The organism is Streptomyces misionensis, from assembly GCF_007896895.1.
GTDB lineage: Bacteria > Actinomycetota > Actinomycetes > Streptomycetales > Streptomycetaceae > Streptomyces > Streptomyces misionensis_A.
In genome coordinates, this window is the sequence record NZ_VOGW01000210.1 from 8425 (window position 1) to 24154 (window position 15730).

Consider the following 15730-nt stretch of genomic DNA (forward strand, 5'->3'; position numbering starts at 1 on the left):
CCTCCTCATGGACGGCACCCCCGGCCTCCTCGCCATCGCCGCCCTCGGCATCGCCCTGCTGCTCTTCCTGATCATCAAGGCGCGCCTGCAGCCGTTCGTCGCGCTGCTCGCCGTCTCCATAGCCGTCGGCCTGCTGTCCGGCCTGTCGGTCACCGAACTCTTCGGCACCGTCCAGAGTTCGAGCGCCGTCTCCACCATCGAGTCCGGCATGGGCGGCATCCTCGGCCACATCGCGATCATCATCGGTCTCGGCACCATGCTCGGCGCGATCCTCGAAGTCAGCGGCGGCGCCCAGGTGCTGGCCCAGCGCCTGCTGTCCCTCTTCGGCGAGCGGCGCGCCCCGCTGGCCATGGGCCTGACCGGCCTGATCTTCGGCATACCGGTCTTCTTCGACGTGGGCATCTTCGTCCTCGCCCCGCTCGTCTACGCGGCGGCCAGGCGCGGCGGCAAATCGATCGTCCTCTACTGCCTGCCCCTGCTCGCGGGCCTGTCCATGACCCACGCCTTCCTGCCCCCGCACCCCGGCCCGGTCGCCGCCGCCGGCCTGCTGCACGTCCAGCTCGGCTGGATCATCCTCATGGGTGTCGTCTGCGGACTGCCCGCCGTGCTCGCGGCCTGGGCGTACGCGGCCTGGATCGGCAAGCGGATCTTCGTCGCCGTACCCCAGGACATGGTGGAGGCGGCCGAGGAGGCGAAGCGCGCGGTGCTGGCCGAACAGCGCGCGCAGGGCGTGCCCTCGCAGGAGCGCCCGGTGCCCCTCGGCACCGTCCTGGCCATCATCGGGACGCCCCTGGTCCTGATCCTCGCGGCGACCTTCTCCTCGATCGCGCTGGGCCCCTCCCCGTTCCGCTCCTTCCTCCAGTTCCTGGGCCACCCCTTCGTCGCCCTCACCGCGGCCCTGCTCCTCGCCTACTACCTGCTGGGCATCCGGCGCGGCTGGTCCTACAAGTCCCTGGAGACCGTGTCCACTTCCTCGCTGAAGCCGGTGGGCAACATCCTGCTGGTGGTGGGCGCGGGCGGGGTCTTCGGTGCCGTGCTGAAGGCGAGCGGCGTGGCCCAGGCCCTGTCGGACACCTTCCACGGCGTGGGCCTGCCGGTGATCGTGCTGTCGTACTTGATCTCCCTGGTCCTGCGGGTGGCGCAGGGCTCGGCGACGGTGGCGATCGTGACGACGGCGGGCATCGTGGCCCCGCTGCTCGCCGAGGACCACACCTCGCAGCCCTTCACCGCCCTGGTCATCATGGCCATCTCGGCGGGCTCCATCTTCGCCTCGCACGTCAACGACGGCGGTTTCTGGATGGTGGCCAAGTACTTCGGCATCAGCGAACGCGACACGCTGCGGACGTGGACCGTCCTGGAGTCCGTGCTGTCCGTGTCCGGTTTCGCCGTGGCCGGGATCGTAAGCCTGTTTGTGTGAGGGGCATAAGTTGCCGACGCGACGCGCGGGCTGACTGGTTCCGGCACAGGGAAGTCGTCCATACTGCCGCCGTGGAGCAGCGCATAGGATCGAGCAGCAATCCGTTGAACACCGAAGCGTTGAAGGCGGAAGCGGTGACGAGCGAGCCCGTGACGGGCGCCGGGTTCGACCCGGCCTTCATCCCGGGGATCACGGCACCGGCGTCGCCGTCGGAGCCGAAGTCCTCCCCGGAGCAGGAGTCGGAGCCGGAGGCCGACGCGGCCTCTGCCGAGCAGACGACGGCGGACGAGGCCGGGGCTTCCGACGCCGCGGCTGAGGACGCCCCGTCCTCGCCCGACGACGCCTCGGCCGACGCCCCGTCCGACGGGCCGGTCTTCGAGGCCGCCGACCGGCGCGCCAGGATAGTGGCCGACCACAAGGGCGTCCGGCTCAGCCTGGACGAGGAGTCCTGCGAGTTCGGCTGGGACGAGATCGCCGCGGTCGAGTCGGAGACCCCGCGCTTCGGCAAGCGCTACACGATCACGGTGCACACCCCGGAGCGGCGCTGGTACCCGATCGAGATCGAGGCACCGTCCCGGTCCCGCTTCAAGGAGTGGGACGAGCAGCTGGACGCGGTCCTCGACGCCTTCTTCGAGGACGCCGACTGACCGACCCCCCGCTGCCCACGAGCCGGCTCCCCCGGGAGCCGGCTCACCGACTCACGTCCTCGTGACCGGCCCGCGCCGCTCGACCCGGTCGAGGTCGCCGGCCAGCAGATGCCGGTGTTCGATCGCGAAGTCGCCGTTGCGCAACGTCGGTCGGTCGTCGCCGTGGTACCGCCCCACGACCCTGTCGGGCAGGAACCCCCGCAGCCGGTGCCGCATCCGCTCCGGGTACTCGACGGCCGCGCCCCACTCGTCCCCCGCTTCGTCGCTGGACCACAGCACCCAGTGGTCCACGGCCACGGGGGCATCCAGATCCGATGCCCCTCCGGTGGTCCGGGAAGCGCTCGGCGTAGAAGGCGAGCAGCTCCGGATCGATCCGCGGCCTCCGCTTCCAGGGCACGCGATGGAGCACGGAGGCCGCCGTCGACGCGGACACGCATCGGCGCCCGGACCCTCGTCGAGAAGTCCGGGCGCCGCACGGCGGGCGGGTGTCACCTCACGGCATCGCGTGCACGTGCGCGCCGACCGCGTTCGACCAGGCGTTGCCCGAGGTCGCGTCCCAGTTGGTGGACCAGGTCATGGCGCCGCGCAGGTCGGGGTAGGTCTTCGACGGCTTGAAGGTGCCGCAGTTGGTGCCGGCGCTCAGGCAGTCGAGGGCGTTGTCGACGACCGAGGGGGAGACGTAGCCGCTGCCCGCCGCGCTGGTGGAGGCGGGGACGCCGAGGCCCACCTGGGAGGGGGCGAGGCCGCCCTGGAGCTGGATGCAGGCGAGGGCCGTCAGGAAGTCGACCGTGCCCTGGCTGTAGACCTTGCCGTCGCAGCCGAGCATCGAACCGCTGTTGTAGAACTGGGTGTTGACGACGGTGAGGATGTCCTTGATGTTCAGCGCCGTCTGGAAGTAGGACGCGGACGTGGACTGCATGTCGATCGTCTGCGGGGCCATCGTGATGACGAGGGACGGGCCCGCCTTGGCCGACAGGGCGCGCAGCGCCTGCGTCATGTACGTCGCGTTCAGGCCGTTCTCCAGGTCGATGTCGACGCCGTCGAAGCCGTACGTCTGCATCAGGGAGTAGACGGAGTTCGCGAAGTTCGTCGCCGAGGCGGAGTCGCTCACCGACACCGTGCCGTTCTGGCCGCCGATGGAGACGATGACCTTCTTGCCCGCCGCCTGCTTGGCCTTGATGTCGGCCTTGAACTGGTCGACGGTGTAGCCGCCGAGGCCGGCCGAGTCCAGGTTGAAGGTGACCGCGCCCGGCGTCGTGGTCGCGTCCGCGAAGGCCACCGCGATGATGTCGTACGCGGAGGGGACGTCCGAGATCTTCTGGACCTTCGCGCCGTTGTTGAAGTTCTGCCAGTAACCGGTCACCGCGTGCTTCGGGAGCGAACCGCCGGTGCCGCCTCCGCCGCCGGACCCGGAGGAGTCCGTCGTCGCGGTCACCGCGGCCGACTTCTGCGACTCGCCCGCCGCGTTCGTCGCCGTCACCTGGAAGCTGTACGAGGTGGCCGGGGACAGGCCGGTCACGGTCGCCGACGTGCCCGTCACGGAGCTGACCTTCGCGCCGTTCTCGTACACGTTGTAGCCCGTCGCGCCCGAGGACGTGGACCAGTTGAGGGTCGCGGAGGAGGAGGTCTTGGCGGACACCGCGAGGCCCGTGGGGGCGGCCGGGACGGTGGGGGGCGGCGTGGTGCCGCCGCCGGTGCCGCCGCCGTCGGGGCCGAAGAGGGAGACGTCGTCGGCGTAGTAGGCGGCCTGGCCGTACCACCCGTGCGTGTAGACCGTGACCGACGTGGTCGACGCGCCCGTGGTGAAGGACGTGGTCAGCTGCTTCCAGGCGGTGGTGTCGGGGGTCCAGGTGGAGACGTCCGTGGTGCCCGTGCCCGTCACGCCCAGGTAGGTGTAGCCGCCCTGGACCCAGGCGCTCAGCGTGTACGACGAGTTGGGCTTGACCGCGACCGTCTGGGTGCACTGGGCGTTGTCCTGCCCGGCCGGCGTCGCCTTCAGGGCGCTGGTGCCGGAGTGGACCGGGGAGGAGACCGTGGTGCCGCTGCCCGCGCTGCACGTCCAGTTGGACAGGCCCGACTCGAAGCCGGCGTTGACGACGTTGTTGACGTCCGCCGCGGCGGCCGGGGCGGCGGTGGCGGCGAGGCCCGCGGCCGCGAGGGCGAGGGCGGTGGCGGCGGACCATACCGCCGGCCGGCGTCGGCTGCGGAGTGGTCTGGGGGTGCCTGGTGCGCGGTCCACGCGTACCTCCGGGGAGTGGTGGGGAAGTTGCCGGGTGGGGAGTGGAACCGGTGGCCATCGGTGCACACACAAGTTGGTCCAGACCAATTGCGCTGTCAAGAGGTCCAGACCAAAACGGTCTTCGGCTTTCCGTGCGGACCCCTCCCGGGCGCACGGCGGGACGTTCGCGGATTGTCCGGCCGACTTGCCCTTGTTTGGGGCGACTTGGTTCGTCAACTTCCACACCGGCTCCACCGACGCTGTTCTCCGGCCACACACCCGTGGATACAGTGCTCGGGTAGTCACGCAGTGAAGTCACCGGGGAGCGGGGCGTGCCAACAGCCATTGCCGTGACCAGTGCCGACCTGGCGCTGCCGCCACAGGACGAACGCACCATGCCCGCCGTCGTGCTGGACGGCCTCGACGGGCGCCCGCTCGACCACGCGCTCACCGAACTGCACGCCGTCGTCGAGCGGCACGGCCATGTCGTCGTCGTGTGCTCGGCGGCCACCCCGGAACCCGTCGTGCGCCGCCTGTACACCCTGCGCTCGCTGCTGGAGAGCGACCGCATCGCCCTGTTCCGGCCCGACCTGCCGCCCCTCGGAGTCGCCGTGCTCGCGCGGCAGTTACGGCAGCTCGCCTCCTGCGACCTCAGCCCGGGGGTGCTCGCCTCCGCCGGGCGGCTGCTCGCCCACTACATCCACGCCGGCGCCGTCCTCGGCTCCGTCGCCCGGCTGGACCGGGTGCCGGTCGGACTGAAGGCACACGCCAAGTCCTGGATGCCGGGCACCCGGTTCGCCGTACTCGCCCATCCCGAGCCCCAGCTCGTCAAGGCCGTGCCCGGCGCCACCCTCAAGGGCCCCGAATTCCCCACCTGGCTGCTCCTCGCCAAGGGACAGCTGCCCGGCGACTGGGCCGCCGGGCTCGGCGCCCAGTGGCAGGCGCAGGGCGTGCGCGAGACCCCGCTGCCCGCCGAATCCCGCACCTGGTGGGGCACCGGCCGAATGATCGAGTTCTGCGGCCACCTGGACGACCTGTCCGTCCTGTACCAACTGGTCACCTCCGTCCGGCAGTCCGTCTGTCACTGGTGCGGCCTCGACGTCATAGGCGACCGCTGCGTCTTCTGCTCCGCCGTCCCGCCCGTCCACGAGCCCGCGACGCCCCGCGCCCTCGAACCCCGCACGCCCGCCTGACCCGAGCACACGTCCATATCCCGAACGACCGACTCCCCCAATGAGGTTGCACGGTTCATGAACTCCCGTCAGCGCCGCGGCGTGCTCCTGCTGATCCTGTCGGTCCTGTGCGCTCTCGGCGCGTTCGCCGGCGTGCTGTCCGTCGTCCACGACGTGGACTCCAAGGTCGGGCCCGAGGTCACCGCCTACCGGGTGCGTTCCGACGTCAAGCCGTACACCGCCCTGGACGCGGGACAGTTCGAGAAGGTCCGGATGCCCAGGAGATGGCTGTCCGGCACCGCCGTCACCGATCTGCGGGAGATCCAGGGCAAGACCGCCGTCACCACGCTGCGCGCCGGGTCGCTGCTCCAGAGCGACATGATCGTGGACCAGCCCGCGCTCCAGCCGGGGCAGCAGGAGGTCGCCATCATGATCGACGCGGCGACGGGCGTGGCCGGGAAGATCACGCCCGGGTCGCGGGTCAACGTCTACGCCACCTTCGCCGGGAAGAAGGAGGGCGACCCGGACCAGTCGAAGATCATCGTGACCGACGCCCGGGTCCTCGACGTCGGCCGGATCACCGCCCTCGACCCGGACGCCGCCAAGAACAGCCCGCAGCAGCCCAGCGAGGCCGTGCCCATCACCTTCGCGCTGTCCACCCTCGACGCCCAGCGCGTCACCTACGCCGAGTCCTTCGCCCAGCGCGTCCGGCTCGCGCTGGTGGCGCCCGGCGGCGAGAGCGGCGTCCCGGACAAGGACCGCACCTACGAACTCGCCACGGACAAGTGAGAGGCGGCCCGCATGCCGACCAGGATTCTCCCTGCGGGCGCCGACCCGGACGCCGTCCGCTCCCTCGTCACCCTGCTCAGCCAGCTGCCCGACGCCGAACCGCAGCCGCCGCTGACCGACTCCACGCAACTGGTCGACGCCCTCGCCCGGCTCGCCGCCGAGTCCGTGGACGAACTCCCCGAGGTGCTCGTCGTCCACGAACGCATCGGTCCCGTCCCGGCGCTGGAGCTGATCCGGGAGATCGCCCTGCGCTTCCCGGCCGTCGGCGTCGTCCTCGTCACCACCGACGCGAGCCCCGGACTGTTCGCCGCCGCCATGGACTCCGGCGCCCGGGGACTGGTCGCGCTGCCGCTGTCGTACGACGAACTGGCCGGCCGGGTGCAGGCCGTGGCCCAGTGGTCGACGGAGGTACGACGCCACCTCGGGCACGGCGGCGAGCCGGCGGCCGGCGGCGGGGGCACCGTCGTCACCGTCAGCGGCGCCAAGGGCGGGGTGGGGGCCACGCTGACCGCCGTGCAGCTGGCGCTCGCCGCGCAGGCGTCCGGGCGGCCCACCGCCCTGGTCGACCTCGACCTCCAGTCCGGGGACGTCGCCTCCTACCTGGACATCCAGTTCCGGCGGTCGGTGGCCGACCTCGCCGCGATCACGGACATCTCCCCGCGCGTCCTCGCCGACGCCCTCTTCCGCCACGACACCGGGCTGGCCCTGCTGCTCGCGCCCGGCGAGGGGGAACGCGGCGAGGAGGTCACCGACCGGGCCGTCCGGCAGATCGTGCGCGCCCTGCGCTCGCGCTACGAGGTCGTCGTCGTCGACTGCGGCGCCCAGCTCGGCGGGGCCGGCGCGGCCGCGGTCGAGACGGCGGACACCGCGCTGCTGGTCACCACGCCGGACGTGATCGCCGTGCGCGCCGCCAAGCGGACCGTGCGGATGTGGGACCGGCTCCAGATCCGCAAGGCCGAGGAGACCACCGTCGTCGTCAACCGGCACAGCCGGCACACCGAGATCCAGCCCGCGCTGGTGCAGCGGATCACCGGCACGGCGCTCGCGCGCACCGCCGTCCCCGCCAACTTCAAGGAGCTCCAGGCGGTCGTGGACGCCGGACGGGTGCACGAACTCGACGGCCGCAGCACCGTGAAGCAGGCCCTGTGGGCGCTCGCGGGGGAGCTGGGGCTGGCACGGGCGGCCGAGGGCGCGCACCGGGGACCCGGGCGCGTGTCCGGCGGCCTGCGGCGGCGGAAGGAGTGAGCCGATGACGCGGCGGGACGCGGACGAGGGCCAGGTGAGCATCGAGTTCCTCGGGATGACACCGCTGATCCTCCTCACGCTGGTGCTCATGTGGCAGGCGGTGCTCGTGGGGTACACCTTCACGCTCGCCGGGAACGCCGCGGACGAGGCGGTACGGGCGGGTACGGCGGCGGCGCCGGGCGGTGCCCGCCAGGCGGCCTGCTCGGCGGCCGGTCGCAAGGACCTGTCGGCGGCGTGGCGCGGGGGCGCGGCGGTGCGCTGCGGCGGCTCCGGCTATGTGACGGCCGACGTCTCCCTCAAGGTCCCGGTGCTCTTCCCCGGCTTGGTCTCCTTCCCGTTCACGGTGCACGGCCACGCGGGCGCGGTGGAAGAGGTGAAGGACTGAGATGGCGCACAGGAGAGAACGCGACCGAGGCCAAGTCGCCCTGGAGTACCTGGGGTTCGTGCCCGTCCTGCTGATCGTGGCGCTCGCCGGCATCCAGCTCGGCGCCGTCGCCTACGCCGCCGAGCAGGCCGGTACGGCGGCCCGGGCCGGGGCGCGGGCCGCGTCGCTGCGGCAGGACGCCCAGCAGGCGTGCGCGGCGGCGGTCAGCGGCGGGCTCGACGTGCGCTGCTCGTCCGGCGGCGGGGGCGGCGCCGTGACCGTGACCGCCACCGTCCGCATCCCGAAGATCGTCTGGAGCTTCGGCGACGCCACCAAGTCCGCCACCATGCCGCTCGACCACTGAGGAGCAGGGGACCATGAGCCTGCGGGCACGCATCAGCACTCCGGAGGAGCACGGCAGCCGGGGCGAGGACGGGCACCTGGTCGCCGCCTACCGGGCCAAGCTCCTCGAGGAGATCGACCTCGCGGAGATGGGCTCGCTGGCCGCCGCCGACCGGCGCAGCCGGCTGGAGCGGGTGCTCGGCCACATCATCAGCCGCGAGGGGCCGGTGCTCTCGACGGTCGAGCGGTCCCAGCTGATCCGGCGGGTGGTGGACGAGGCGCTGGGCCTCGGCATCCTCGAACCCCTCCTGGAGGACGCCTCGATCACCGAGATCATGGTGAACGGCCCCGACGCCGTCTTCGTGGAGCGGGCCGGCCGGGTGGAGCAGCTGCCGTTGCGGTTCGTCTCCACCGACCAGCTGATGCAGACCATCGAACGGATCGTCTCGACCGTCAACCGCCGGGTGGACGAGTCCAATCCGATGGTCGACGCTCGGCTGCCGTCCGGCGAGCGCGTCAACGTCATCATCCCGCCGCTGTCGCTGACCGGCCCCGTCCTCACCATCCGCCGCTTCCCGCGCTCCTTCACCCTCCAGGAGCTGATCGGGCTGGGCTCGCTGGCGGAGCCGATGGTGTACCTGATGGCGGGGCTGGTGCGGGCGAAGTTCAACATCATCGTCTCGGGCGCGACCGGCACCGGCAAGACCACCCTCCTCAACGCCCTGTCCGGGCTCATCCCGCCGCACGAGCGCATCATCACCATCGAGGACTCCGCCGAACTCCAGCTCCAGCAGAGCCATGTGGTCCGGCTGGAGTCCCGGCCGCCCAACGTCGAGGGCAAGGGCCAGGTCACCATCCGCGACCTGGTCCGCAACTCGCTGCGGATGCGCCCCGACCGGATCGTGGTCGGCGAGGTCCGCGGCGGCGAGTCCCTCGACATGCTCCAGGCGATGTCCACCGGCCACGACGGCTCGCTGGCCACCGTGCACGCCAACAGCGCCGAGGACGCCCTCACCCGGTTGCAGACCCTGGCCTCCATGTCCGACGTGGAGGTGCCCTTCGTCGCCCTGCACGACCAGATCAACAGCGCGGTCGACGTGATCGTCCAGCTCACCCGGTTCGCCGACGGCGCCCGCCGCATCACCGAGATCGCGCTGCTCGACAGCCACGGCGGGGAGCCGTACCGGCTGGCCACCGTCGCCCGCTTCGACGCACAGCCGATGACCGCGGACGGCCGGGTGCACGGCGACTTCGCCTACTTCCCGCTGCCCCGCCGCACCGCCGACCGCCTCCACATGGCGAGCCAGCCCGTCCCCCAGGCCTTCGGCGTCGCCCGCACCGCCGACCAGCTCGCCACCCGAGAAGCCAGGTAGGCCCCCCATGGAACTCCACACCCTCGTCCAGCTCACCCTCGGGGCGACGCTGCTGGCCTGCGTCCTCGCGGTGGCCGGCGTGCACACCCACGCCCGGGGCCGGTCCCGGCGCGCCGCCCTCGTGGACCGCCTCTCGCACACCGGCCCGCCACCCGCCGCCCCCGGCCGCAGGCGGTACTTCCGCGACCTCGACCGGCGGCTGCGCCGTACCCGCCCCGGCCGCCGGCTCGAACGGCGCCTGGCCACCACGGGGCTGGACGTCACGCCGGGCGAGTTCTTCGTCGCCATGCTGGTCACCGTCGCCGCGCTCTGGCTGATCGGGCAGGCCGCGCTCGCCCCCTTCTTCGGGCCGATCGCCGGGCTGCTGGGCGTGGGGGCGGCGGTGCAGTTCCTCAACTGGCAGCGGCAGCGGCGCATCGAGCGGTTCATCGGCCAGCTCCCCGAACTGGCCCGCATCCTGGCCAACGCCACCCAGGCCGGACTCGCCCTGCGCACCGCCATCGGGATGGCCGCGGAGGAGCTGGAGGCCCCGGCCGGCGAGGAACTGGCCAAGGTGGCCGACCAGTTGTCCGTCGGGCACTCCCTGGACGACGCCCTCGGCGAACTCGCCGACCGGCTGCCCTCGCGCGAACTGGTCGTCCTCGTCACCACGCTGGTCCTCGCCAACCGGGCCGGCGGCCAGGTCGTCTCCGCCCTGCGCAACCTCACCGAGACCCTGGAGGAACGCAAGGAGACCCGGCGCGAGATCCGCACCCAGCTGTCCCAGGTGACCATGACGTCGTACGCCGTGCCCGCGCTCGGCGTCGGCGCGCTGTTCCTGATGAACGGCGTCCGCGGCGGCGCCCTGGCCCGGATGACCGGCTCCCCGGCGGGCCAGATCTGCGTGCTGATCGCCTTCGCGCTGTACGCCGTCGGCTTCGTCCTCATCCGGCGGCTCAGCCGCATCGACGTCTGAGGAGACACGCCATGGCCCTGCTGCTCGCCCTGCTGTCGGGCGCCGCCGTGTGGGGGATCTTCACCGGCGTGCGGATGTACCGCGCCGACGCCAAGCTCCCCGGCGACCTGGCCGTCGCCCTGGAGGTCGGCGCCACCCGCACCGGCGCGGTGGGCTCCGTCATCGACCGCATGGGCATGCGCTACGCCCCCCTGGTGCTGCGCCTGATGGGCCCCCGCCTGGTCGCCCGCTACCGGCGCCGGATCGACCTCGCGGGCAACCCCGGCGGCCTGACCATCGACCGCTACGCCGCCCGCCGCGCGGTCTACGGCGCCCTCGGCGGCGTCGGCTGCCTGGTCTTCCTGCTGCGCGGCCAGTGGTTCGTGGCCGTCCTGCTGCTGCTCTTCGGCGCGTTCTGGACCGAGGTCGGCATCTGGTCGGCGATCCGGGTGCGCAAGGACGTCATCGAGCGCACCCTGCCCGACTTCCTGGACGTGCTGGCGGTCGTGGTCAGCGCCGGGCTCGGCTTCCGGCAGGCCCTGGACCGGGTCTCCTCCCGCTACGAGGGCCCCTGGGCCGACGAACTGCGCATCACCCTGCGCCAGATGGACCTCGGCATGAGCCGCCGCCAGGCCTTCGCGGAACTGCGCCGGCGCAACGACTCCGAGCAGGTCGCCATGTTCGTCACCGCGCTCCAGCAGGGCGAGGAACTGGGCGCGCCGATCGTGGACACCCTCGTCTCCCTGGCCAAGGACATGCGCCGCACCGACGCCCAGAACGCCCGCCGCAAGGCCGCCCGCGCGGTGCCCAAGGCCACGCTGATGATCACCACGTTCATGGTCCCGGCGACGATGCTGCTGCTGGGCGCGGGACTGCTGCTGGGGTCCGGGGTGGACTTCGGATCGCTCACGGGGAAGTGAAGGGCGTGACGGTCGGGCGCGTCGAGCGGTTGAGGGGGGTGATGAGGAGGTGTGCGACGGGACTCCTGGGACCGGCGGGGCGCGCGGACGAGCCACCGTCGGAGCAAGTGCAGGTCCGGGCGTTGCAGGCGATGTGCCGGCAGGTGTTCGGCTTCCGGCTGGCGATGATCGTCGTGGCGGCCCCCGCGGCCCTGCTGAACGCCGCCCCCGGCCTGGGCGTCCGCCTGGTCGGTGCGGCCGTGATCGTCACCGTCATGGTGTCCTACGTCCTCTTCCGCGACTGGGAGCGCTTCGGCCCCCTGCTGCTGCGGCACCCGAGTCTGCTGCTCGCCGACACCCTCTTCGGCTCCCTGCTGCTGGTCTCGGCGGGCCCGGACACCACCCTCGCCTACGTCGGCGTCTGCACCCCGCTGCTGGCCGGGCTCGTCTACAGCTGGCGCGGGGCGGCCTGCTTCGCCTCCCTCCAGGCGCTGATCCTGTTCGTCGTCCACCTCACCCTGAAGGCCGGCCGGCACGCCTCGGTGGCCGAGGCCCTGCTGCTGCCCGGCCTGTGCGTCGTCGCCGGCGCGCTGGGCTCGACCCTGCGCGGCCTGATGCTCCGCTTCGGCACCGCCACCGAGGCGCTGACGACGGTACGGGCGCGGCTCGCGGCGGCGGAGGCGGTGAGCGCCGAACGCGCCCGGCTGGCCCGGGAGATGCACGACTCCCTGGCCAAGACCCTGTACGGGGTCGCGCTCGCCGCCGACGGCCTCGCGGCCACCGCCGCGGCCGCCGACCCCGATCCGGACCGGCTGCGGGAACAGGCCGAACTGGTCTCCCGCTCGGCCCGCCGGGCGGCGGCGGAGTCCCGGGACCTGCTGACGGACCTGCGGCGCGAACCGCCCGGCTCGGCCCCGCCCTTCTGGTCCGAACTGGCCGCCGCCGTGCGCGACTTCGCCGCCCGTACGACCCTCAAGGTGACCTGCGTCTGCCCGGACCCCCCGGCCACCCTCCCTCCGCTGTCCGCCGACCGCTCCCGCGCCCTGCTGTCCATCGCCACGGAGGCGCTGGAGAACGCCGAGCGGCACGCGGCGGCGACCCGGGTGGACGTGCGGGTCGCTGTCGACGGCGGGTTGCTGCGCCTGACCGTGCACGACGACGGCCGCGGCCTCCCGCCCGGCACCACGCTCGAACGCCTGCGCTGTGCCGGTCACTTCGGGCTGCTCGGCATGGTCGAGAGGGCCGCCCAGGCGGGCGCCCGCATCCGCGTCGGGCGCGGCACCCACACCCGGGGCACGGAGGTACGCGTCGAACTCCCCCTGCCCGCGGCTCTTCCCAGCCCCTGAAAGGAGGCACACCATGCGCCGGCACGTGTTCCCGCCACCGGCCCGGCTGCGGCTGCTGGTGGCCGACGACAACCCCGTGGTGCGCGCGGGCCTGACCGCGCTGCTCGCGGACCGCGCCGACACCACCGTGGTGGCGGAGGCGGCGGACGGCCGCGAGGCGTACGAGGCCGCGCTGCGGCACCGCCCGGACGTCGTCCTCCTCGACGTCCGCATGCCCGGGGTCGACGGCATCGCGGCGCTGCCGCACCTGCTGCGCCTCGCACCCGTCATGATGCTCACCTACAGCCACGAGTCGCGGACGGTGCGGGAGGCGCTGCGCCTGGGGGCGGGGGGCTACCTGGTGCACGGCGAGTTCACCACCGAGCAGCTGGTCCGCGCCGTACGGGACGTCCACGAGGGCCGGCCGCACGTCACCCCCGGGGCGGCCCAGGCGTTACTCAGCGAGCTGCGAGGAAGTGCACCTGCACACGGAGAACCTCAACTCGCCGCCATGGACGTCCAAAATACGCTCCCTCTTCCTTCACAATCGCAATCCTCTATGGGACAGTCGTCCCGGTCGCGGTTCCGGCTGAGTGTCAGGGAGGCGGAGATCATGGACCTCATCGCGTCCGGCATGACCAACCAGCAGATCGCCGCCGCCTGCTTCATCAGCGAGAAGACGGTCAAGAACCACATCAACCGCATCTTCGCCAAGCTCCAGGCCACGACGAGATCCCAGGCCGCCGCGAAGTGGCTGGGGGTGGCGTGAGATGGCCCCCCGAGCCGCCGCCAGTGCTCCGCGATGGGCCCGGGGTTGGGCCCAGGGACCCTCGGCCGACCGGCGCACCCCGCCGTACGGTGCCGGGATCGGAGACGAAGCTGGAGGGGACAACCGTGAGCAGATGGTTCAACACCACCGTGACGTATCTGATGGCCCGCGCCGCCCGCGGCGACAGGGGACAGACGGCGGTGGAGTACCTCGGCATCATCGCGGTGGTCGTGGCGATCGTGCTGGCGATCACGGGGACGAGCATCGGGCAGACGATCTACGACGCGATCACCTCGAAGATCTCCGAGGTCACCGGCGGCTGAGCCGGCCGGGCCGCGACGCAGGGCAGGCCTTCCCCATCTATCTCACGGTGGTGGCGGGCCTGCTCTTTCTTGCGTTCGCCTACCTCGCGGTCGGCCAGGCGGCGGTCAACCGCGGCGGCGCCCAGACGGCCGCCGACGCCTCGGCGCTCGCGGCGGCCCAGGACGTGCGGGACCAACTCGCGGGCCAGTGGCTGAAGGTGCTGCGGGACCCGGCGAAGTGGCAGGACGTCTTCGACGGCAGGGCACCCGTCCTCGGCGACCCCTGCGCCCGGGCCGGGGAACTGGCGGCCCGCAACGACGCCCGGCTGACCGCGTGCGCCCCGGTGGGCGCACTGGAGTACCGGGCCGAGGTGCGCACGGACAAGTCCGTCGGCCGCTCGGTCGTACCCGGGACCGAGAAGTTCAGGTCGACGGCCTCCGCCACCGCCGAGATCGAACCGCTGTGCACCTTCCAGCTCCCCGCCCAGGGCGCCGCCAAGGCCCCGCTGCCGCGGCTCACCTGCAAGGACAAGGTGTGGGACCCGAAACCGGACGATCCGTCGGGACTCCCCGGGCCCGACGACCTCTTCGACGTCCATCTGGCCGACCGACAAGAACGATGAGTGACGAAGGAAGCGGATGATGAGCATGCGGTTCACCGCGAGAGCCCGCAGAGGGACGGCCGCACTGGCCGTCGTGGCCGCTCTGGCCGTCGGCGCGGCCGGCTGCGGCGGCGGTGGCGACGACGCCAAGCGGCCGGACCACTCGGCATCCGCTTCCAGGACGACCGGGCCGGGCCCCGGCACACAGGAGGGCCAGTCGGACCAGCCGCTGGCCGAACTGCGGGGCTCCGACGGCCTGGACCTCCAGATCACCTCCGCACAGCGGGACTCCGGCGGATTCGTCACCGTCGACGGCACCCTGAAGAACGACGGCGCCCGGAGCGTCGTCATCCCCTCCGCGCTGAGCGGCAACGAGACCGAGATCGTCAAGAACGGCAGGTCCCTCGGCGGGGCCACGCTGGTCGACCCGAAGGGCAAGAAGCGGTACTACGTGCTGCGGGACACCGAGGGCCGGCCGCTGACCACCACCGGCTTCTCGACCCTGAGGGCCGGTGACACCCTCGCCGTCTTCATGCAGTTCCCGGCGCCCCCCGTGGACGAGGTGGAATTCCAGCTGCCCACCTTCTCCTCCGCCACCCTCCGCATCTCCGGTTGAGGGGCCGCCGTGACCACCCGACCCCGTCTCGCGCTCACCCTCGCGGCCGCGGCCCTGCTGCTCGGCGCCGTGCCCGGCTCCGCGCACGCCACCGGCGCGGACCCCACCGAACCCCCCGACACGGCACCGTCGGCCGCCGCCCCGGTGAAGATCGACCCCCATGACCCGGACCTGAAGCTGCCGGAGGGCGCCACCCTGGCCACGCCCAAGGTGCTGGACATCAAGTCGGTCGTGGAGGACCAGAGCGGGGACGAACGCCGCGAGGACACCAACGCGGACGTCACCTTCGCCCTCCAGGCGGAGGTCCTCTTCGGCAAGGACAGTTCGTCGCTCGGCGCCGACGCCAAGGCCCGCATCGCCGCGATCGCCGACGAGATCAGGAAGCAGCACGCCACCCAGGTCCGCGTCTTCGGCTTCACCGACGACCTCGGCTCCGCGGCCCACGGCACCCTGCTCTCCCGGCGGCGCGCCAACACCGTCCAGGCGGTGCTCGCCCAGGACCTCGGCGGCCCGGACATCACCTTCGAGGTCCGCGGCTACGGCGAGCAGTACCCGATCGCCGACAACTCCACGGAGGAGGGCCGCCGGAAGAACCGCCGGGTGGAGGTGTCCTTCCCGCGCACCGCGCGGTGACCGCCTCACCCGCCCGCCGTCGGCTCCACCCGCACTCCGGGCCGCCGAGGTCCTGGGCGAGCACCGCCTGGACGGTGTTGGCG

Annotated in this window: 18 protein-coding genes; 16 read left to right on the forward strand and 2 right to left on the reverse strand. The window is 72.5% G+C overall.

From position 1 onward, the window contains the following. Together FRZ03_RS38615 and FRZ03_RS38620 are read left to right on the forward strand one after the other, a co-directional pair. Nucleotides 1-1417, forward strand: a 1417-nt coding sequence (locus FRZ03_RS38615; RefSeq protein WP_146469848.1) for a GntP family permease, incomplete at its 5' end; no start/stop codon positions are given. A gap of 71 nt (nt 1418-1488) precedes the next feature. Next, entirely contained in the window at nt 1489-2064 is a 576-nt protein-coding gene (locus FRZ03_RS38620; RefSeq protein WP_315902693.1) for a hypothetical protein, read from the forward strand. Nucleotides 2065-2115: 51 nt separating this feature from the next. Here FRZ03_RS38620 and FRZ03_RS38625 read toward each other — a convergent pair whose 3' ends face one another. Next, nucleotides 2116-2361 (reverse strand): hypothetical protein, encoded by a 246-nt coding sequence (locus FRZ03_RS38625; RefSeq protein ID WP_146469833.1) that lies wholly within the window; start codon nt 2359-2361, stop codon nt 2116-2118. Nucleotides 2362-2557: 196 nt separating this feature from the next. Further along, nucleotides 2558-4303, reverse strand: coding sequence for a chitinase (locus FRZ03_RS38630; protein WP_146469834.1), 1746 nt, complete (start codon nt 4301-4303; stop codon nt 2558-2560). A gap of 311 nt (nt 4304-4614) precedes the next feature. Here FRZ03_RS38630 and FRZ03_RS38640 point away from each other — a divergent pair, with 311 nt between their 5' ends. From FRZ03_RS38640 to FRZ03_RS38700, 14 genes are all read left to right on the forward strand, one after another. After that, on the forward strand, nt 4615-5475 hold the full coding sequence (locus FRZ03_RS38640) for a hypothetical protein (RefSeq protein ID WP_146469836.1): 861 nt from the start codon (nt 4615-4617) through the stop codon (nt 5473-5475). Nucleotides 5476-5532: 57 nt separating this feature from the next. Further along, the gene (gene cpaB, locus FRZ03_RS38645; protein ID WP_146469837.1) at nt 5533-6243 is read left to right on the forward strand and encodes a Flp pilus assembly protein CpaB; all 711 of its coding nucleotides are present in this window, start codon (nt 5533-5535) and stop codon (nt 6241-6243) included. A gap of 12 nt (nt 6244-6255) precedes the next feature. Beyond that, nucleotides 6256-7488, forward strand: coding sequence for an AAA family ATPase (locus tag FRZ03_RS38650; RefSeq protein ID WP_146469838.1), 1233 nt, complete (start codon nt 6256-6258; stop codon nt 7486-7488). A 4-nt stretch (nt 7489-7492) separates the two neighbouring features. Further along, entirely contained in the window at nt 7493-7873 is a 381-nt protein-coding gene (locus tag FRZ03_RS38655; protein WP_146469839.1) for a TadE family protein, read from the forward strand. Between the two features lies 1 nt (nt 7874). After that, nucleotides 7875-8216 carry a TadE/TadG family type IV pilus assembly protein gene (locus FRZ03_RS38660; protein WP_146469840.1) on the forward strand — a complete coding sequence of 114 codons (342 nt, stop codon included), beginning with the start codon at nt 7875-7877 and terminating at the stop codon, nt 8214-8216. A 13-nt stretch (nt 8217-8229) separates the two neighbouring features. After that, entirely contained in the window at nt 8230-9567 is a 1338-nt protein-coding gene (locus tag FRZ03_RS38665) for a CpaF family protein (protein ID WP_146469841.1), read from the forward strand. A gap of 7 nt (nt 9568-9574) precedes the next feature. Then, nucleotides 9575-10522: a type II secretion system F family protein gene (locus FRZ03_RS38670; protein ID WP_146469842.1), complete on the forward strand. Its 948-nt coding sequence runs from the start codon at nt 9575-9577 to the stop codon at nt 10520-10522. Between the two features lie 11 nt (nt 10523-10533). Further along, a complete protein-coding gene (locus FRZ03_RS38675) occupies nt 10534-11421 on the forward strand; it encodes a DUF5936 domain-containing protein (RefSeq protein WP_146469843.1) in 888 nt (295 codons plus the stop codon). A 41-nt stretch (nt 11422-11462) separates the two neighbouring features. Next, nucleotides 11463-12746, forward strand: a complete 1284-nt coding sequence (locus tag FRZ03_RS38680; protein ID WP_398662326.1) for a sensor histidine kinase — start codon at nt 11463-11465, stop codon at nt 12744-12746. Between the two features lie 13 nt (nt 12747-12759). Beyond that, nucleotides 12760-13494 carry a response regulator gene (locus FRZ03_RS38685; protein WP_146469844.1) on the forward strand — a complete coding sequence of 245 codons (735 nt, stop codon included), beginning with the start codon at nt 12760-12762 and terminating at the stop codon, nt 13492-13494. Nucleotides 13495-13619: 125 nt separating this feature from the next. Beyond that, nucleotides 13620-13817 (forward strand): Flp family type IVb pilin, encoded by a 198-nt coding sequence (locus tag FRZ03_RS40935; protein ID WP_261399518.1) that lies wholly within the window; start codon nt 13620-13622, stop codon nt 13815-13817. After that, on the forward strand, nt 13814-14419 hold the full coding sequence (locus tag FRZ03_RS38690; RefSeq protein WP_261399521.1) for a pilus assembly protein TadG-related protein: 606 nt from the start codon (nt 13814-13816) through the stop codon (nt 14417-14419). The genes FRZ03_RS40935 and FRZ03_RS38690 overlap by 4 nt, the downstream gene beginning before the upstream one ends. A gap of 19 nt (nt 14420-14438) precedes the next feature. Further along, nucleotides 14439-15014 (forward strand): hypothetical protein, encoded by a 576-nt coding sequence (locus tag FRZ03_RS38695; protein WP_146469851.1) that lies wholly within the window; start codon nt 14439-14441, stop codon nt 15012-15014. 9 nt (nt 15015-15023) lie between these two features. After that, on the forward strand, nt 15024-15647 hold the full coding sequence (locus FRZ03_RS38700) for an OmpA family protein (RefSeq protein WP_146469846.1): 624 nt from the start codon (nt 15024-15026) through the stop codon (nt 15645-15647). Nucleotides 15648-15730 lie beyond the last annotated feature (83 nt).